The organism is Marmoricola sp. OAE513 (genome assembly GCF_040546585.1).
Lineage (GTDB): Bacteria > Actinomycetota > Actinomycetes > Propionibacteriales > Nocardioidaceae > Marmoricola.
On the sequence record NZ_JBEPOC010000001.1, the window covers coordinates 2,853,045 to 2,871,557 of the forward strand.

General features: G+C 69.8%; 14 protein-coding genes and 1 pseudogene. 14 read left to right on the plus strand and 1 reads right to left on the minus strand.

The window, feature by feature from the left end:
• Window positions 1–248: 248 nt before the first annotated feature.
• The 4 genes from sdhC to ABIE44_RS14315 all read left to right on the plus strand — a co-directional run bounded on the left by sdhC (window position 249) and on the right by ABIE44_RS14315 (window position 4,441).
• Window positions 249–959, plus strand: coding sequence for a succinate dehydrogenase subunit SdhC (gene sdhC, locus ABIE44_RS14300; protein ID WP_354438084.1), 711 nt, complete (start codon window positions 249–251; stop codon window positions 957–959).
• Window positions 959–2,863, plus strand: coding sequence for a fumarate reductase/succinate dehydrogenase flavoprotein subunit (locus tag ABIE44_RS14305; protein WP_354438085.1), 1,905 nt, complete (start codon window positions 959–961; stop codon window positions 2,861–2,863). Before sdhC ends, ABIE44_RS14305 begins: the two co-directional genes overlap by 1 nt.
• Window positions 2,863–3,639: a succinate dehydrogenase/fumarate reductase iron-sulfur subunit gene (locus tag ABIE44_RS14310; RefSeq protein WP_209716257.1), complete on the plus strand. Its 777-nt coding sequence runs from the start codon at window positions 2,863–2,865 to the stop codon at window positions 3,637–3,639. Before ABIE44_RS14305 ends, ABIE44_RS14310 begins: the two co-directional genes overlap by 1 nt.
• An 82-nt stretch (window positions 3,640–3,721) precedes the next feature.
• Complete coding sequence (locus ABIE44_RS14315) at window positions 3,722–4,441, plus strand: hypothetical protein (protein ID WP_209716254.1); 720 nt, start codon at window positions 3,722–3,724, stop codon at window positions 4,439–4,441.
• A gap of 16 nt (window positions 4,442–4,457) precedes the next feature.
• Here the strand turns inward: ABIE44_RS14315 and ABIE44_RS14320 are convergent, their stop codons facing one another.
• Window positions 4,458–5,465 (minus strand): glycosyltransferase, encoded by a 1,008-nt coding sequence (locus ABIE44_RS14320; protein ID WP_209716250.1) that lies wholly within the window; start codon window positions 5,463–5,465, stop codon window positions 4,458–4,460.
• A gap of 142 nt (window positions 5,466–5,607) precedes the next feature.
• On the opposite strand from ABIE44_RS14320, the gene ABIE44_RS14325 reads away from it, so the two are divergent.
• The 10 genes and pseudogenes from ABIE44_RS14325 (at window position 5,608) to ABIE44_RS14370 (ending at window position 18,506) form a co-directional block, all read left to right on the plus strand.
• Window positions 5,608–7,395: a methylmalonyl-CoA mutase subunit beta gene (locus ABIE44_RS14325; protein ID WP_209716247.1), complete on the plus strand. Its 1,788-nt coding sequence runs from the start codon at window positions 5,608–5,610 to the stop codon at window positions 7,393–7,395.
• Window positions 7,392–9,569 (plus strand): methylmalonyl-CoA mutase, encoded by a 2,178-nt coding sequence (scpA, locus tag ABIE44_RS14330; RefSeq protein ID WP_209716243.1) that lies wholly within the window; start codon window positions 7,392–7,394, stop codon window positions 9,567–9,569. The genes ABIE44_RS14325 and scpA overlap by 4 nt, the downstream gene beginning before the upstream one ends.
• Window positions 9,569–10,570, plus strand: coding sequence for a methylmalonyl Co-A mutase-associated GTPase MeaB (meaB, locus tag ABIE44_RS14335; protein WP_209716240.1), 1,002 nt, complete (start codon window positions 9,569–9,571; stop codon window positions 10,568–10,570). Before scpA ends, meaB begins: the two co-directional genes overlap by 1 nt.
• 11 nt (window positions 10,571–10,581) lie before the next feature.
• Window positions 10,582–11,790 (plus strand): amidohydrolase, encoded by a 1,209-nt coding sequence (locus ABIE44_RS14340; protein ID WP_354438086.1) that lies wholly within the window; start codon window positions 10,582–10,584, stop codon window positions 11,788–11,790.
• 158 nt (window positions 11,791–11,948) lie between these two features.
• Window positions 11,949–13,022: a BMP family lipoprotein gene (locus tag ABIE44_RS14345; RefSeq protein ID WP_209716237.1), complete on the plus strand. Its 1,074-nt coding sequence runs from the start codon at window positions 11,949–11,951 to the stop codon at window positions 13,020–13,022.
• A gap of 82 nt (window positions 13,023–13,104) precedes the next feature.
• Window positions 13,105–14,625: an ABC transporter ATP-binding protein gene (locus ABIE44_RS14350; protein ID WP_354438087.1), complete on the plus strand. Its 1,521-nt coding sequence runs from the start codon at window positions 13,105–13,107 to the stop codon at window positions 14,623–14,625.
• Complete coding sequence (locus ABIE44_RS14355) at window positions 14,622–15,722, plus strand: ABC transporter permease (RefSeq protein WP_209716234.1); 1,101 nt, start codon at window positions 14,622–14,624, stop codon at window positions 15,720–15,722. Before ABIE44_RS14350 ends, ABIE44_RS14355 begins: the two co-directional genes overlap by 4 nt.
• A gap of 56 nt (window positions 15,723–15,778) precedes the next feature.
• Window positions 15,779–16,639, plus strand: a pseudogene (locus ABIE44_RS14360) (ABC transporter permease); the annotation flags it as partial.
• 339 nt (window positions 16,640–16,978) lie between these two features.
• Window positions 16,979–17,365, plus strand: coding sequence for a cytidine deaminase (locus tag ABIE44_RS14365; RefSeq protein WP_209716232.1), 387 nt, complete (start codon window positions 16,979–16,981; stop codon window positions 17,363–17,365).
• A complete protein-coding gene (locus ABIE44_RS14370) occupies window positions 17,337–18,506 on the plus strand; it encodes a cytochrome P450 (RefSeq protein ID WP_209716229.1) in 1,170 nt (389 codons plus the stop codon). Before ABIE44_RS14365 ends, ABIE44_RS14370 begins: the two co-directional genes overlap by 29 nt.
• Window positions 18,507–18,513 lie beyond the last annotated feature (7 nt).

Genomic DNA, 18,513 nt, shown 5'->3' on the forward strand with positions numbered 1-18,513 from the left:
GGGTTGAAATTGAACGGGTGATCAATCCCACCCTTTCCGGAGTGGCCTCTTCCGTCCGGAGGCGTTAGACGCCATAGTCGGTCGTGCCCAGGTGACCTGGGCCACACGTTGTGCTCACCCGGTGGTTCAGGAACGCGGAGGTGTCGATGTCAGTCACGGACGATCGCACGAGGAACGGTGTCGGAGGCCCCACGAGGGCCTCGATCGCTGAGAGGACCCTCCGGACCGATCGCTGGTGGCTGGCACCGTTGGCGACCTTCGTCGTCTTCAGCTCGTTCATCGTCTACGCGACGTGGCGGGCCTTCGCGGACAAGGACTACTTCACCGAGCCGTACCTCTCGCCGTTCTACTCGCCGTGCCTGACCGACAGCTGCAAGGCCGCCGCCGACTTCGGGACGCCGTTCGGGGGCTTCCCGCTCTCCGCGGCGCTGATCATCCTGGTCTTCCCGCTGAGCTTCCGGCTGACCTGCTACTACTACCGCAAGTCCTACTACCGGGCGTTCTGGCTGAGCCCGCCCGCGTGCGCGGTTGCCGAGCCGCACGCCAAGTACACCGGTGAGACCCGGCTCCCGCTGATCCTCAACAACATCCACCGCTACGCCTGGTACGCCGCGATGGTGATCGGGGTGATTCTGACCTACGACGTGGTGCTGGCCTTCGGGCCGGCCGAGGGCGAGAGCGACGGGATCCACATGGGCCTCGGCACGCTGGTGCTGCTGGCCAACGTCGTCCTGATCTGGCTCTACACGTTGTCCTGCCACTCCTGCCGGCACGCGGTCGGCGGGCGCCTGCGGCACTTCTCCAAGCACCCGGTGCGCTACTGGATGTGGACCCAGGTCTCGAAGCTCAACGCCCACCACGCCAAGTTCGCCTGGTACTCGCTGTTCTCGGTCGCGCTCGCGGATCTCTACGTGATGCTCGTGGCCAACGGCACGATCGAGGATCTGAGGTTCTTCTGATGAGTGGACAGGACGGCCGTCACCCGATGACCGGGAACGCCCTGGACGGCGACGCCGAGGGCGGCATGGAACGGCACACCTACGACGTGGTCGTGATCGGTGCCGGCGGCGCGGGTCTGCGCGCCGCGATCGCTGCGCACGAGGCCGGCGCGCGGACGGCGATCGTCTGCAAGTCGCTGCTCGGCAAGGCGCACACGGTGATGGCGGAGGGCGGCATCGCCGCAGCCATGGGCAACCGCTGGCCCGAGGACAACTGGGAGGTGCACTTCCGCGACACCATGCGTGGCGGCAAGATGCTGAACAACTGGCGGATGGCCCAGCTGCACGCGCAGGAGGCCCCCGAGCGGGTGATGGAGCTCGAGGACTGGGGAGCGCTGTTCGACCGCACCGAGGACGGGTTGATCAGCCAGCGCGACTTCGGCGGTCACAAGTACGCCCGGCTCGCGCACGTCGGCGACCGCACCGGTCTGGAGATGATCCGCACGCTGCAGCAGCGCGCGGTGCAGCTCGGCATCGACGTGTTCATGGAGTGCACGATCACCGATGTCTTCAAGGACAAGGGGTCCGGCTCGATCGCCGGCGCCTTCGGCTACTGGCGCGAGTCCGGACGGTTCATCGTCTTCGACACCCCGACGGTGATCCTGGCGACCGGCGGCATCGGCAAGTCCTTCAAGGTCACCTCGAACTCCTGGGAGTACACCGGCGACGGTCACGCCCTCGCGATGCGCGCGGGTGCCTCGCTGATCAACATGGAGTTCATCCAGTTCCACCCCACCGGGATGGTCTGGCCCCCGTCGGTGAAGGGACTCCTCGTCACCGAGTCGGTCCGCGGCGACGGCGGCATCCTGAAGAACTCCGAGGGCAAGCGGTTCATGTTCGACTACATCCCGGAGTTCTTCAAGGCCGAGACGGCGGACACCGTCGAGGAGGCCGACGCCTGGTACGAGGACAAGAAGAACAACCGGCGGCCACCCGAGCTGCTGCCGCGCGACGAGGTCGCCCGGGCGATCAACTCCGAGATCAAGGCCGGCCGCGGGACCCCGCACGGCGGCATCTACCTCGACATCGCCTCGCGCCGGACGCCGGAGTTCATCAAGAAGCGGCTGCCCTCGATGTACCACCAGTTCAAGGAGCTGGCGGACGTCGACATCACCTCCGAGCCGATGGAGATCGGACCGACCTGCCACTACGTGATGGGCGGCGTCGAGGTGGACGCCGACACCCAGGAGAGCGCGGTCACCGGTCTGTACGCCGTCGGCGAGTGCTCGGGCGGCATGCACGGCTCGAACCGCCTCGGCGGCAACTCGCTCGGTGACCTGCTGGTCTTCGGCAAACGGGCCGGCGACGCCGCGACGGCGTACGCGAGCAGTCTTGGTGCGAACCGTCCGACGATCGACGAGGCGGACGTGAAGGCCGCTGAGCGCAGCGCGCTCGCCCCCTTCGAGGTGGAGGGCGGTGAGAACCCGTACACGATCCAGTCCGACCTGCAGCAGTCGATGAACGACCTGGTCGGCATCATCCGCGACGGGTCCGAGCTCGAGCAGTCCCTGGTCGCGATCGAGGCCTTCAAGGAGCGGGCGAAGACGATGAAGGTCGAGGGGCACCGGCAGTACAACCCCGGCTGGCACCTGGCGATCGACCTGCGCAACATGCTCATCGTCAGCGAGTCGATCGCCAAGGCCGCTCTGGCCCGGCAGGAGTCGCGCGGTGGTCACACCCGCAACGACTACCCGGCCACCGATCCCGAGTGGGGGACCAAGAACCTGGTCGTCAACCTCACCGCCGACGGGTCCGGCGTCGAGCTGCACGAGAAGCCGCTCCCGGTGATGCCCGAGGAGCTCACCAAGTACTTCGCGGCAGCAGCGCCGATGGCCAACGTGCAGACCGAGGAAGGGAAGAACTGATGGGCTACACCCTGAAGCTCCGTGTCTGGCGCGGTGACAAGTCCGGTGGCGAGATCAAGGACTACCCGGTCGAGGTCTCCGAGGGCGAGGTCGTGCTGGACGCGATCCACCGCGTGCAGGGCACCCAGGCCGGAGACCTCGCGGTCCGGTGGAACTGCAAGGCCGGAAAGTGCGGGTCGTGCAGCGCCGAGGTCAACGGCAAGCCGCGCCTCATGTGCATGTGCCGGCTCTCGGACTTCGAGGAGGACGAGACCATCACCGTCACCCCGATGCGCACCTTCCCGGTCATCCGGGACCTGGTCACCGACGTCTCCTTCAACTACGAGAAGGCCAAGGAGCTGCCCTACGCCGATCTCGGCCCGCGCGACGCGGACAACAAGCGCCGGATGGCCCAGGTCGACGTCGAGCGCAGCCAGGAGTTCCGCAAGTGCATCGAGTGCTTCCTGTGCCAGAACACCTGCCACGTCGTCCGTGACCACGAGGAGAACAAGCCGGCCTTCGCGGGCCCGCGGTTCTTCCTGCGGTACGCCGAGCTGGACATGCACCCGCTCGACCAGAACGACCGCGTCAAGATGTCCCAGGACGCTGCCGGCCTCGGCATGTGCAACATCACCAAGTGCTGCACCGAGGTCTGCCCCGAGGGCATCAAGATCACCGACAACGCGATCATCCCGATGAAGGAGCGCGTCGCCGATCGCAAGTTCGACCCGCTGGTCTGGCTCGGCTCGAAGATCGGCATCCGGAACAAGGACAACGACGGCCGTACCGAGGTCTGAGGCGGCTCAGGCCCATCGAGTCGGCCGAGATGAGTACCCGGGCTCACGCGCGCGAACGCCTGCGCGCGGCAGGGTTGGTCCCATGAACGAGACCACGACCTTCCGCCGCGTCGCGGCGACCCTGACCATCGGCTCCTTCTCGATCGCCGCGCTGATGGGGATCCTCGCGCTCCTCGGTGCCGGCGGCTTCGGCGAGCGCGAGGGCAAGGTCCTGCTGACGACGCTGGTCGTCGGTGCGGCCAGCGTCTGCGTGCTCTGCTACCTCGCCACCGCGGGCACCCGGTGGGCTCCCGTCGGTGTCGTGGGCGGGGTGGTCGCCCTGCTGCCGACGATCACCGCGCTGGTCCTCGTCTGGAGCGACTGGTCGGCCGACAAGTTCGGCGAGCTGGTGCAGCCGTTCGGCGTCGGCGTCGACCTGTCGCTGACCCTGGCGCAGATCTGCCTGCTGCTCGCGCTCGCCGGCGCGCGCAAGAACCTGGCCCTCGTGCTCTGGGGCACGATCGCCATGGCCGCGCTCAACGCGGTCCTGGTCAGCGGGCTGATCGTGGAGGCCATCGACGGTGACGTCTGGCAGCTGCTCGGCATCGTCGCGATCCTCGACGTGCTGGGCACACTCGTGGTGATCGCGCTCGCGAAGTTCAGCGGCGGCGGCGGGGCCGAGGTCGTCGGCGCCGACGACCCGCTGCGGCCGACGCTCACAGCCGCCCAGTCCGCGGCGATCCGGGAGCGGGCCGCGGCGACCGGTCGCAGCGCGGACGAGGTCGTCGCCGAGGCGGTCGACGGTTACCTCGCGGTCCGCTGAGCCGGGTGGTCGGTCCTCAGACGGCGACCGGCTCGCGCCGGTAGTGCCCGACGAGCTCGTCCACCGCGTCGGACCAGGTCCGACCGGTCACCGAGTCCCGGGCGTTCGCGGCCAGGCGGTCGCGCAGCGCCGGGTCGGCGACCAGGCGTGCGACGGCGCCGGCCAGCCCGCCGGACCCGGGCCGCACCAGCAGTCCGGTGCTCTCGTGGGTGATCACCTCGGCGGCAACGCCGGTCGCGTAGGCGACCACCGGGACGCCGCTGGCCAGGGCCTTGCGCACGGCGCTGAGGTTGCGGTCCTGCTTGCGCGGTTGCACCAGCACGTCGAGGGACGCGATGGCGCGGGCCTGCTCCAGTCCGTTGGTCGGGCCGACGATCTTGGCGCCGGCCTCCTTCAGGGTCACAGTGCCCGGGCCGGAGCCGAGCACGACCAGCCGGACGCCGTCGAGCGCCGCGACCTTGGCCAGGCGGCGCACGGACTTCGACGTCGGCAGACCGACCGGACCGACGTACCCGACAACAGTCAGCGGGCCTTCGGGCTTGCCGATCTTGGCCCAGCGGTCGTGCAGTTCCGCGGAGCGCAGTCCCGGGTGGTGCTCGTCGGTCCGCACCCCCGGCCGACAGACCCGGGCGCGCACCCCGGCGGTCGCGAGCACGCGGGCGTAGGCGTCGCTGCTCGCGAGCACGGTACCCAGGCGCGGGTGCAGGGGAGTGGGGTCGAGGACGACCATGGGGACGCCGGCGGACTCCAACGCCCGCATCGCGGCCCCGCCCATCGCGCGCGGCGCGAGGAACTGGGCGACGTCCGGGGCGAAGTCGAGCGAGACCCGCCGGATGGTGGCGGCGGAGAAGAGGGTGCGGGTCCGGTGCACCCGGGCTCCGCGGTAGCTGTCGCTGCCAGGACCGGTCGTGACGACCACGACCTCGTGCTCGGCGCCGATCAGGGCGTCGGCGATGTGGCGCGCTGCGTCCGCGGCCGGATCGGTGGCCGGGGCGAACGACTCGGTGACCAGGAGGATCCTCATGACTCCGAGGGTGCCTCCGTTCAACGCAGGTCCGGTGAACAGGCGGTGAGTGTCGGGTGAACCCGTGGGCGTCGCGCGGGTGACGTCTCACACACCCGGTTCCGGTCACGCCTACCGGTCGGTCGCCCTTATCCTGCGAGTCATGACCTCACCGAGTGCTGCCGTGCCCGAGGGGACCATCCCCCTCGACTCCGGCCCCGAGCAGACCAGCGCGGACTGGGAGCGGCTCGCTGCCGGCGTCCTGCGCAAGTCCGGCCGCCTGTCCGAGTCCGACGACGACTCCCTGGTCTGGGACAAGCTCACCCGCACGACGCTGGACGGGATCGCGGTCACCCCCCTCGGTACCCCGGCGCTGGTTGGGGACCTGACCACGTCCGGCCGCCCGGACCGGGCGGGCGACTGGGACGTCCGCGGGTGGTTCGCGGACCCCGACGCCAAGAACACCGCTGCCGACATCGCGCTCGACCTGGACAACGGCGTGAACTCGGTCTGGCTCCAGGTCGGCGCAGGCGGGGTGCCCGCCACCGACGTCGCGGCCGCCCTCGAGGGTGTGCTGCTCGACGTCGCCCCGGTCGTGCTCGAGTCCGACGACGCGGTCGCCGCCGCGATGGCGTTCGCCGCGCACGCGTCCGGCACGGAGCTCGCCGACGGCACCAACCTCGGTGCCGACCCGCTCGGCCAGGTCGTCCGCGACGGTGCCGAGCTCGACGTGGACGCGATCGTGTCGGCCGTCGCCGACAAGGCCACCGAGCTCGGTTGCCTCGCCTTGGTCGTCGACGGAACCGCGGTGCACGACCTCGGCGCCTCCGACGTCCAGGAGCTCGGCTGGTCGCTGGCCGCGGGTGCGGCGTACCTGCGCTCGCTGGTGGCCGCAGGTCACAGCGTCGCCGACGCAGCGGCGCTGCTCGAGTTCCGCTACGCCGCCACCGACGAGCAGTTCCCCACGATCGCCAAGCTGCGTGCCGCCCGCCGGCTGTGGGCCCGGGTGCTCGAGCTGAGCGGCGTCGAGGAGTCCTCGCGACGCCAGCGCCAGCACGTGGTCACCTCGCGCCCGATGATGACCAAGTACGACCCCTGGGTGAACATGCTGCGCACCTGCGTGGCGTCCTTCTCCGCCGGCGTCGGTGGTGCCGACTCGGTCACCGTCCTCCCGTTCGACCTGCACCTCGGTCTGGCCGACGTGTTCAGCCGACGGATCGCGCGCAACACCTCCGCGCTGCTCATCCACGAGTCGCACCTGGCCCGGGTCGCCGATCCCGCCGGCGGCGCCTACGCGATCGAGAAGCTCACCGACGACCTCGCGATCGCGGGCTGGGCGGAGTTCTCCGCGATCGAGGCCGCCGGCGGTGCCGCAGCCGCGGTCGCGGACGGCTCGCTGCAGGCCCGGATCGACGGCGTCGTCGCCGACCGCGAGCGCCAGATCGCCCTGCGCAAGCGCCCGCTCACCGGCCTCTCGGAGTTCCCGAACCTCGACGAGACGCTCCCCGAGCGCCGCCCGTACGCCGCCGGTCACCGCGCCGTGCAGCCGTGGGGCCACGCGTTCGAGGCGCTGCGCGACGAGCCCGCCGGCACGGTCTTCCTGGCCACCATGGGCACGGTCGCCGCGCACACCGCGCGTGCGACGTTCGCGACCAACCTGTTCGCCGCCGGCGGGATCGCCGCTGTCAACCCGGGGCGCAACGACGACGTCGACGCCGTCGTGGCTGCGTACACGGGACCGGACGGCGGTCAGCCGGTCGTGTGCCTGACCGGCAACGACAAGGCGTACGCCGAGTGGGGTGCCGAGCTGGCCGAGGCGCTGCGCGCCGCCGGGGCGACGCACGTGATCCTGGCGGGCAAGGCCCCCGAGGGTGTCGTCGTCGACGACACCTGCGCGATGGGTGTCGATGCGCTCGACTTCCTGAACCGGACGAGGGAGAAGCTGGCATGAGCACGATTCCCGAGAGCTTCGCGGGGCTCCCGCTTGCGGACGTCTCGACAGGCTCGACGACCGGTGCCGGCTCGACGACCGGGGGCGGAGAGGTCTGGGACAGCCCGGAGGGCGTGCCCGTCCTCCCGGTCTACGGCCCCGAGCACCTGGCCGGCCTGGACGCCCAGGACACCTACCCGGGTCTGCGGCCGTTCCTGCGCGGGCCGTACCCGACGATGTACACGACCCAGCCGTGGACGGTCCGGCAGTACGCCGGGTTCTCCACCGCCGAGGAGTCCAACGCGTTCTACCGCCGTAACCTGGCGGCCGGTCAGAAGGGTCTCTCCGTCGCCTTCGACCTGGCCACCCACCGCGGCTACGACTCCGACCACCCGCGGGTGCGCGGTGACGTCGGCATGGCAGGCGTGGCGATCGACTCGATCTACGACACCCGGGTGCTGTTCGACGGCATCCCGCTCGACGAGATGTCGGTGTCGATGACGATGAACGGCGCCGTCCTCCCGGTGCTGGCGCTGTACATCGCTGCGGCCGAGGAGCAGGGGGTGAAGCCGGAACAGCTCGCGGGGACGATCCAGAACGACATCCTCAAGGAGTTCATGGTCCGCAACACCTACATCTACCCGCCGGCGCCGAGCATGCGGATCATCTCCGACATCTTCGCCTACACCTCGCAGAAGATGCCGCGGTTCAACTCGATCTCGATCTCCGGGTACCACATCCAGGAGGCCGGGGCGACGAACGACCTCGAGCTCGCGTACACGCTGGCCGACGGCGTCGAGTACATCCGGGCGGGTCTCGACGCGGGCATCGACATCGACGCGTTCGCGCCGCGGTTGTCCTTCTTCTGGGCCATCGGCATGAACTTCTACATGGAGATCGCCAAGATGCGCGCCGCGCGTGCGCTCTGGGCGCAGCTCGTGGCGCAGTTCGACCCCAAGAACGAGAAGTCCCTGTCGCTGCGCACGCACAGCCAGACGTCCGGCTGGTCGCTGACCGCGCAGGACGTGTTCAACAACGTGCAGCGCACCTGCATCGAGGCGATGGCCGCCACCCAGGGTCACACCCAGTCGCTGCACACCAACGCGCTGGACGAGGCCATCGCGCTGCCGACCGACTTCTCCGCCCGGATCGCCCGGAACACGCAGCTGCTGCTCCAGCAGGAGTCCGGCACCACCGGAACGATCGACCCGTGGGCGGGTTCGTACTACGTCGAGAAGCTGACCCACGACCTGGCCACCCGCGCGTGGTCGCACATCGTCGAGGCCGAGAAGGCCGGCGGCATGGCGAAGGCGATCGAGCAGGGCATCCCGAAGCTGCGCATCGAGGAGGCCGCCGCCCGTACCCAGGCCCGCCTGGACTCGGGCAGCCAGAAGCTGATCGGCGTGAACACCTACCGGCTGGCTGACGAGGACAAGCTGGACGTCCTCTCGATCGACAACAACGAGGTCTACAAGCAGCAGGTCGCCAAGCTCGAGCGGCTGCGCGCGGAGCGCGACCAGGAAGCCGTCGACGTGGCCCTCGCCGCGCTGACGAGCTCGGCCGACCGGGGTGCCGCGAAGGGTTCGCTGGACGGCAACCTGCTCGCGCTCGCGGTCGACGCGGCCCGTGCGAAGGCGACCGTCGGCGAGATCTCCGACGCGCTCGAGAAGGTCTACGGCCGGCACAAGGCCGTCATCCGTACGATCTCGGGTGTGTACAAGCGCGAAGCCGGTGACGACGACAAGGTGGCCGCCGTCATCGCCGCCGCTGACAAGTTCGCCGAGGACGAGGGGCGCCGCCCGCGCATCCTGGTCGCCAAGATGGGCCAGGACGGACACGACCGCGGCCAGAAGGTGATCGTCACGGCGTTCGCCGACCTCGGCTTCGACGTCGACGTGGGTCCCCTGTTCGCCACGCCGGAGGAGGTCGCCCAGCAGGCGGTCGACGCCGACGTGCACCTGGTCGGCGTGAACTCGCTCGCCGCAGGTCACCTCACCCTGGTGCCGGCGCTGAAGCAGGCGCTCGCCGACCTCGGTCGCGACGACATCATGGTCGTCGTGGGTGGCGTGATCCCGCCGGACGACGTCCCGACGCTGCTGGAGATGGGTGCGGCCGCGGTCTTCCCGCCGGGCACCGTCATCGCGGAGTCCGCCCTCGACCTGCTCGCCAAGCTGTCCGAGCGACTCGGTCACTGATGCCCGTCGACGTACCTGGGCTGGTTGCCGGCATCCGTGCCGGTAACCGCGCCTCGGTGAGTCGTGCCATCACGCTGGTCGAGAGCTCACGGGCCGATCACCGGGCAGCGGCGCGGGAGCTGTTGACGGCGCTGGCGGACGTCTCGGCAGGCTCGACGACCGGGACGGCTGTGCGCGTGGGCATCTCCGGTGTCCCGGGGGTCGGCAAGTCCACGTTCATCGAGGCGCTCGGCGTCCACCTGACCAGGACCGGTCACCGGGTCGGTGTCCTCGCGGTGGATCCCTCCAGCGTCCGCACCGGCGGCTCGGTGCTCGGCGACAAGACCCGGATGGTCGAGCTCTCGGCAGACCCGAACGCCTACATCCGACCCAGCCCGTCGGCCGGCACGCTGGGCGGGGTCGCTCGTGCCACCACCCAGGCGATGCTCGTGCTCGAGGCCGCCGGGTACGACGTCGTCCTCGTCGAGACCGTCGGTGTCGGACAGTCCGAGGTCACGGTCGCAGGGATGGTCGACAGCTTCCTGTTCCTCACCCTCGCCCGCACCGGTGATCAGCTCCAGGGCATCAAGAAGGGCGTCCTCGAGATCGCCGACGTGATCGCGGTGAACAAGGCCGACGGTGACCGCGAGACCGAGGCGCGGTCGGCAGCCCGCGAGCTCGCCGGCGCGCTGCGCCTGGTGTACGCCGGCGGCGACGCGTGGGTGCCTCCCGTCCTGACCTGCTCCGGTCTCGAGGGCCTCGAGGTCAACACGGTCTGGCAGCGCGTGCTGGACCACCGCGCCCACCTCGGCGAGGACGGTCTGCGGTCCAAGCGGGCCGACCAGCAGCTGGAGTTCACCTGGGCCCTGGTCCGCGACGAGCTCGCCGAGCGGTTGCGCCGTTCCCCGGGGGTCGCCGCCATCCGTGACCAGGTCCGTGCCGAGGTCCTCGCCGGCGAGCTGACCGCGCCTGTTGCGGCGGACCGGCTGATCGCGGCGTACGACGGCGACGACGCGCAGTAAAGTCGGTACTTGTGTCCACGCTGCCGCCTTCCGGGCCGACTCCCGGGCCGACCTCCGCACTGATCGACCGGTTCTCCGCCGGTGTCGATCGGATCGCTGACGACCTGATCGAGGTCCGCCGCGAGCTGCACGCGCACCCGGAGTTGTCCTGGCGCGAGGAGCGCACGACCGCGCTGGTCGCGAAGCGGCTCGGCGCGGCCGGCATCGACGTCACCCTGCTGCCCGGCAGCGGCCTGTACGCCGACCTCGGTCACGGCACCGGTCCGATCGTCGCCCTGCGCGCCGACCTGGACGCCCTCCCGGTCGCCGACCGCACGGGGGACCCGTGGGCGAGCACCGTCGACGGCGTCGCGCACGCCTGCGGCCACGACGTCCACACCAGCTCGCTGATCGGTGTCGGGCTCGCCCTGAACGAGATCGCCGACGAGCTCCCGGGACGCGTCCGACTCATCTTCCAGCCGGCCGAGGAGATCATGCCCGGCGGTGCGCTGATGAGCATCGAGGCCGGGGTGATGGCCAGTGTCGGTCAGATCTACATGCTGCACTGCGACCCGTCCCTGGACATCGGTCGCATCGGCCTGCGCGAGGGACCGTTGACCGGTGCGGCGGACTCGCTGGAGATCGAGCTGTCCGGCAGGGGTGGGCACACCTCGCGACCGCACCTCACCGAGGACCTCACCTTCGCCCTCGGCAAGCTCGTCACCGAGCTGCCCGCCGTCCTCTCGCGCCGCCTCGACCCGCGGGCCGGGGTCAGCGTGGTCTGGGGGATGCTGCACTCCGGGGCCGCCATGAACGTGATCCCGTCGACCGGCCGCCTGGCCGGCACCGTCCGGATGCTCGACGCCGTGGCGTGGGCGGACGCGGAGCAGATCGTGCGCGAGACCATCGCGGCGATCGTCAGCCCGTACGGCGTGAGCACCGAGGTGACCTACACGCGCGGTGTCCCGCCGGTGGTCAACGCGACCTCCGCGACCCGGACCATGGGCGCGGCGATCGAGGACGTGCTCGGCCCCGAGGGCCTGGTCAGCACCGCGCAGAGCCTCGGCGGCGAGGACTTCGCCTGGTACCTCGAACGCGCATCCGGCGCGATGGCCCGGTTGGGCACCCGGACCCCGGGCGGACCGACGTACGACCTGCACCAGGGCGACCTCCGGATCGACGAAGCAGCCATCGGGATCGGGGCCAAGGTCCTGGGTGCGACCGCCATCCGGGCGCTCTGAACCACGCCGTCATCGGTGCTTGGTCACCGATCGGTAACAACTCGGTCAATGCCCGAGATCGTCCTATCCCCGGACGGTGCACCCGCATATGGTGACGACGAATCCGCGCCGTGCCGAGCGGTGCGCCCCAACATCCCTAGGAGGGCATCTTGCGTCGCATGAGCAAGATCGCTGTCGTAGCACTGGTCGCGTCCCTGGCGCTGGTCGGTTGCGGCAAGAACGACGACAAGTCCGGTGACTCCGGAAACAAGGGCAGCGCCAGCAAGGACGTCTGCGAGACCGCCAAGGGTGACGGCCCGAAGGTCGGCCTCGCGTACGACGTCGGAGGCCAGGGCGACCAGTCGTTCAACGACTCCGCCTACACCGGTCTGGCGAAGGCCGTGGAGGAGCTCGGCGCGACCTGTGTCGAGGGCGAGGCCACCGAGGGCGAGGCCGAGGCCGCGCGCGAGACCCGCCTCAAGGACATGGCCGACAAGGGCCTCAACCCGATCATCGGCGTCGGCTTCGCCTACAGCGACGCCATCAACGCGGTCGCCCCGAACTACCCGAACATCAACTTCGGTGTGATCGACGGCTTCGACCCCGATGCCAAGGCCAACGCCAACGTCGCCTACCTCGGCTTCGCCGAGAACCAGGGCTCCTACCTGGTGGGTGTCGCCGCGGCGCTGACCACCAAGAGCGGCAAGATCGGCTTCGTCGGTGGCGTCCACAACGACCTCATCAAGAAGTTCGAGGCCGGCTACGTGGCGGGCGCCAAGTCCGTCAAGCCCGACATCAAGGTCGACGTCAAGTACATCGAGGAGAGCGACCTCTCCGGCTTCGGCGACCCGGCGGGTGGCAAGGAAGCCGCCACTGCTGAGTTCGACGGCGGCGCCGACGTGGTCTACCACGCCTCGGGTGCCTCCGGCTCCGGTGTGTTCGAGGCCGCGGCCGACGCCGGCGACGGCAAGTGGGCCATCGGCGTCGACTCCGACCAGTACCTGACCGCCCCGGACAACCAGAAGACCCACATCCTGACCTCGATGCTCAAGCGCGTCGACGTCGCGACCTTCGACATGATCAAGTCGGTCGCCGACGGTTCGCCGGTGACCAGCTACGTCACCTACGACCTGGCGAAGGACGGCGTCGGCTACTCGACGTCCGGCGGGTTCGTCGACAGCATCAAGTCGCAGATCGACGAAGCGGCAGCGAAGATCAAGTCCGGCGACATCACGGTTCCTGACAAGCCCTGATCGACCCGAAGGCCCGGATCCAGACGGTATACGTTTGGGTCCGGGCCTTATTCGTTCTCCACCCGTGCACGAGGGAGTGTTCGTGAGCGCAGCCGCCACCGAGCGATCCGGGGGGATCGTCCTCCGCGACATCCTCAAGCAGTTCCCCGGGGTCGTGGCCAACCACGACGTCAACATCACCATCAGGCCGGCCACCGTGCACGCGCTGATCGGTGAGAACGGTGCCGGCAAGTCGACGCTGATGAAGATCCTGTACGGGGTCCAGAAGCCGGACGGCGGCACGATCGAGGTCGACGGGACCCAGGTCTCCTTCTCCTCGCCGACCGACGCGATCAAGGTCGGCATCGGCATGGTGTTCCAGCACTTCATGCTCGCCGACAACCTGACGGTCCTCGAGAACGTCGTCCTCGGTGCCGAGAAGCTCTTCGGCATCGGCGACCGCGCCCGCGACGAGATCACCCGGATCTCCGACGCCTACGGCTTCGGCCTCGACCCGGACGAGCTGGTCGAGGACCTCGGCGTCGGGCAGCGCCAGCGGGTCGAGATCCTCAAGGTGCTCTACCGGGGCGCCAAGATCATCATCCTGGACGAGCCGACCGCGGTCCTCGTGCCCCAGGAGGTGGACGCGCTCTTCGCGAACCTCCGGGAGCTGCGGGCCTCGGGCCACACCGTGCTGTTCATCAGCCACAAGCTCGACGAGGTCCTGGCCATCGCCGACGACATCACGGTGATGCGTCGCGGCGCCACCGTCGGTGAGGCCGACCCGAGGACGGCCACCAAGAAGCAGCTCGCCGAGCTGATGGTCGGCTCGGAGCTGCCGTCGCCGGAGACCGAGGAGTCCACGGTCACCGACACGGTGCTGCTCTCGCTCAGCGACGTCGGCCTCGAGGGCGAGGGCGGTCGCCCGCTGCTGAAGGGCATCAGCCTGAGCATCCGCAAGGGTGAGGTGCTCGGCATCGCCGGCGTCGAGGGCAACGGCCAGGAGGAGCTGGTCGAGACCATCATGGGGATGCGCAAGGGGAGCGGCACGATCGCCCTCAACGGGGTCGACATCGCCTCCTGGGACACCCGCGAGCGACGCGAAGCCGGGATCGGGTTCGTGCCTGCCGACCGGCACCGGCACGGGCTCCTGCTCGACGCCCCGCTCTGGGAGAACCGGATCCTCGGACACCAGACCCGGCCGCCCTCGAGCAACGGGCTGCTGATCCAGGCCAAGGACGCCAAGGCCGACACCGAGCGGATCGTGCGCGAGTACGACGTCCGCACGCCCTCGATCTCCACCAGCGCCCGCGCCCTGTCCGGCGGCAACCAGCAGAAGCTGATCGTCGGCCGGGAGATGAGCGGCGACCCGGTCCTGCTGATCGCCTCCCACCCCACGCGCGGTGTCGACGTCGGTGCCCAGGCGGCGATCTGGGACCACATCAAGCGAGCCCGCAGGGAAGGACTCGGAGTGCTGCTGATCTCGGCCGACCTCGACGAGCTGATCGGTCTGTCCGACACCATCGACGTCATCCTGCGCGGTGAGCTCGTCGGCCGGTTCGACCCGCGGTCGGTGACGCCCCAGGACCTCGGCTCGGCGATGACGGGGGGCAAGGGCGCATGAACGCCGTGAAGCTCAGCCAGACCGTCGCCCGGTCCCTGCTGGCCCCGCTGATCGCGGTGGTCGTCTCGATGCTGGTCACCAGCCTGGTGGTGGTCATCGCCGGTGCGTCGGTGGGCGACTTCTTCTCGGTGCTCTTCCGGGCTCCGAACCACCGCAACATCGTCAACATCGTCAACCAGACCTCGATGCTGTTCCTGGCGGCGCTGGCCGCTTCCATCGGGTTCCGGATGAACCTGTTCAACATCGGGGTCGAGGGCCAGTACACGATCGCGGCGTACATGGCCGCGTGGATCGCCGGTGAGGCGTTGCTGCCGGGCAAGCTCAACATCCTGCTCGCCCTGGTGGTGGCCGTGACGGTCGGAGCCGTCTGGGCCGGGATCGCCGGGGTGCTCAAGGTGACCCGTGGCGTGAGCGAGGTCATCTCGACCATCATGCTCAACGCGATCGCGGTGACCATCGTCGGCTACCTGCTGAACAACTACGGTGACGAAGCCGGTCAGGGCCGTCGTACGACGCCGATCCCGGACAGCAGCCGGCTCGCAGGCTGGCAACCCTGGGACGTCGGCGACGGCGCCATCTGGACGCTCGCGCTGATCGCCGTGCTGGCCGGGGTCTCGATGTCGTTCGTCATCAACCGGACCCGGTTCGGCTTCGACCTGCGCGCCACCGGCACCAACGAGGACGCCGCTGTCGCCTCCGGTGTGAACGTGAAGAAGATGGTCGTCATCTCGATGCTGCTCTCCGGGGGTATCGCCGGCCTGATCTGGATGCCGGCACTGTTCGGCGGGGCCAACTCCTACGGGACCAGCTTCCAGCCGCTGCTCGGCTTCACCGGCATCGCCGTCGCGCTGCTCGGACGCAACCGGCCGCTCGGAATGGCCTTCGGTGCGGTGCTGTTCGCCTGGCTCTCGGAGCAGGCGAACCCGCTGACGCTGGACGCCGACATCTCTCCGTCGATCGTGCAGATCACCCAGGGCGTCGTCGTCCTCGCGGTCGTGGTCGCCTACGAGGTCGTCAGACGCTGGGGAGTCGCCCGGGAGCAACGTGAGCTCCGCGCAGCGTTGGACAGCGGACCGAAGACGGAGGTGACCGCATGAGCACCGTGGCCGCCCCGACGAAGAAGACGCGGATGTCCGCCTCCTCGCGCACCCGGATGTACCTCCTGGTCGGGTTCGCAGCGCTCTGCTCGATCTCGGCCGTCCGGATCCTCACCGACGCCCAGGAGCTCGACTCCCAGGCGAGCCTGCGGGCCGCGATCACCGCGACCTGCCCGATCCTGCTGGCCGCCCTGGGCGGTCTGTGGGCCGAGCGTGCCGGAGTGGTCAACATCGGCCTCGAGGGCCAGATGCTGCTCGGCACCTGGGGCGGCGCCTACTTCACCTACTGGTACGGCCCGTGGACTGGTCTGCTCGGCGCGGTGGCGTTCGGTGTCCTCGGCGGACTGATCCACGCGCTCGCGACAGTGACGTTCGGCGTCGACCACATCGTCTCCGGTGTCGCGCTCAACACGATCGCGCTCGGTCTCACCACGTTCCTCGCCGAGGCGTTCTTCTCGGACCTGAACTCGGAGTTCGGCCGCGGCGGTGCCCAGCAGCTGACCGGCCTGATGAAACCGCCGGTGCTCGAGGAGGTTCCCGGGCTCACGGACGCGGCGACGTCGCTGGCCGACAAGCACTGGTTCGTGGTCTCCGACGTCGCCTCGCTGGTGGCTGCGCTGACGAACAACGTCTCGGTGGTGACCTACATCGTCTTCGCCCTCGTCGTCGCGACGGCACTGATCCTGTGGCGCACCACCTTCGGCCTGCGGCTGCGGTCCTGCGGCGAGAACCCGCAGGCCGCCGAGAGCCTCGGCGTCAACGTGATCCGGCACAAGTACGCCGCTGTACTCGTCTCCGGCGGTCTCGCCGGCCTCGGCGGCGGCTACCTGGCCCTGGTGTCCTCGCCCGGCTTCCACACCGATCAGACGAACGGGCGCGGCTACATCGGCCTCGCCGCGATGATCTTCGGCAACTGGAAGCCCGGCGGCGGCCTGCTCGGCTCGCTGATGTTCGGCTACACCGACAGCCTGCGCCTGGCGCAGCGCGGAGACCGTGCACGCGCTGCTGCTGCTGATCGCGATCGGCCTGCTGGCCTACGCGGTCTACCAGCTGGTCAAGGGCTCGAGGAGGACGGCGCTCGTGGTCGGCATCTTCGGCGGCCTGTTCCTGGTCTGGTACCTGACCACCGACGAGGTGCCGAAGGACTTCACGTCCATGACGCCGTACGTCGTGACGCTGCTGGCGCTGGCGTTCTTCGCCCAGCGACTACGCATGCCGAAGGCCGACGGCCAGATCTACCGGAAGGGGTCGTCCGGGTGAACTTCGACTGGGACGCCCTGGTGACGGCGGCCAAGGGCGCGATGAAGAACGCCTACGCGCCGTACTCGAAGTTCCCGGTGGGCGCTGCCGCGCGGGTCGCCGACGGTCGCTTCGTGACCGGGTGCAACGTGGAGAACGCGGCGTACGGCGTGGCGCTGTGCGCCGAGTGCGGACTGATCTCGCAGCTGGTGCTCTCCGGGGGCGGTCGGCTGACGCACTTCGCCTGCGTCAACGGTGCCGGCGAGGTGCTGATGCCGTGCGGTCGCTGCCGCCAGCTGCTCTGGGAGCACGGCGGGCCCGACCTCGAGGTGCTCACCACGCACGGCGTGAAGCGGATGGATGAGGTGCTGCCGGATGCCTTCGGTGCCGACGACCTCCATTGACCTGAGCTCGCCCGAGGTCGTCGCCGACCCGTACCCGTTCTTCGCCGAGGAGCGGGCGGCGCACCCGGTCGCCTGGCACGAGGGACTGGGTCTGTACCTGGTCTTCGACCACGCCGGGGTCAGCGCGGTCCAGCGGGACCGACGGTTGGGCCGGTTGTGGACCGACAAGGAGCCGGCTCCGTACCTGGAGCCGTTCAACCTCCTGCACCGCAACCAGATGATGGAGAACGAGCCGCCGACGCACACCCGCCTGCGCCGCCCGGTGGCCTCGGCCTTCGGGCGAGGTCACATCGAGCGGCTGCGCCCCCGGGTCGTCGACCTGGCGGCGGAGCTGCTCGCGGAGGCGGCCGTGCAGGGCGGTGACGAGTTCGATGTGATCGCCGACTACGCGGAGCCGCTGCCGGTGCTGGTGATCGCCGAGCTGCTCGGCGTCCCGGCCGAGCACACGCTGTCGCTGCGGGACTGGTCCCAGGCGATCGTCCGTATGTACGAGCCGTCGCCGTCTCCCGAAGTGGTCGACGCCGCGGTCCGGGCATCGGTGGACTTCGCGGACCTGGTCCGCGACCTGGCCGACCAGCGCCGCCGTACGCCGGTCGACGACCTGATCACCGACCTGGTGGCGACCGAGCTCAGCGACGACGAGGTGGTCGCTGCCGTCGTGCTGCTGCTCAACGCCGGCCACGAGGCGTCGGTGAACGTGTTCGGCAACGGGCTCGTCGCGATGCTCGAGCGCGGGCTGCGTCCCGCCGAGGACACGGCGGCGACCGTCGAGGAGATGCTGCGCTTCGACTCCGCGCTGCAGCTCTTCGAGCGCACCGCGACCGAGGACCTCGAGGTCGGCGGCGTCCCGGTCGCGGCGGGTGAGAAGGTCGCGGTGCTGCTCGGGTCGGCGAACCGCGACCCGGCCGTCTTCGCCGAGCCCGACGAGTTCCGGCCTGACCGGGCGACGAATCCGCACCTGGCCTTCGGGGTCGGGGTGCACTTCTGCCTGGGCGCCCCGCTGGCCCGGATGGAGCTGAGCGAGTCGCTGTTCCACCTGTTCAACGTCTACCCGGACCTGCGCCTGGATGGTCCGCCCGTGCCGCGGGGGACCTTCGTGCTCCGCGGCTACCACTCCGTCCCGGTGACCACCGGTGTTTGAGCTGGCC

What these genes read in the sequence shown, in the direction of transcription:
- ABIE44_RS14305 (WP_354438085.1), top strand. Translation starts at nt 959, where the DNA reads ATGAGTGGACAGGACGGCCGTCACCCGATGACCGGGAACGCCCTGGAC.
- ABIE44_RS14310 (WP_209716257.1), top strand. Translation starts at nt 2,863, where the DNA reads ATGGGCTACACCCTGAAGCTCCGTGTCTGGCGCGGTGACAAGTCCGGT.
- ABIE44_RS14315 (WP_209716254.1), top strand. Translation starts at nt 3,722, where the DNA reads ATGAACGAGACCACGACCTTCCGCCGCGTCGCGGCGACCCTGACCATC.
- ABIE44_RS14320 (WP_209716250.1), bottom strand. Translation starts at nt 5,465, where the DNA reads ATGAGGATCCTCCTGGTCACCGAGTCGTTCGCCCCGGCCACCGATCCG.
- ABIE44_RS14325 (WP_209716247.1), top strand. Translation starts at nt 5,608, where the DNA reads ATGACCTCACCGAGTGCTGCCGTGCCCGAGGGGACCATCCCCCTCGAC.
- scpA (WP_209716243.1), top strand. Translation starts at nt 7,392, where the DNA reads ATGAGCACGATTCCCGAGAGCTTCGCGGGGCTCCCGCTTGCGGACGTC.
- meaB (WP_209716240.1), top strand. Translation starts at nt 9,569, where the DNA reads ATGCCCGTCGACGTACCTGGGCTGGTTGCCGGCATCCGTGCCGGTAAC.
- ABIE44_RS14345 (WP_209716237.1), top strand. Translation starts at nt 11,949, where the DNA reads ATGAGCAAGATCGCTGTCGTAGCACTGGTCGCGTCCCTGGCGCTGGTC.
- ABIE44_RS14355 (WP_209716234.1), top strand. Translation starts at nt 14,622, where the DNA reads ATGAACGCCGTGAAGCTCAGCCAGACCGTCGCCCGGTCCCTGCTGGCC.
- ABIE44_RS14370 (WP_209716229.1), top strand. Translation starts at nt 17,337, where the DNA reads ATGCCTTCGGTGCCGACGACCTCCATTGACCTGAGCTCGCCCGAGGTC.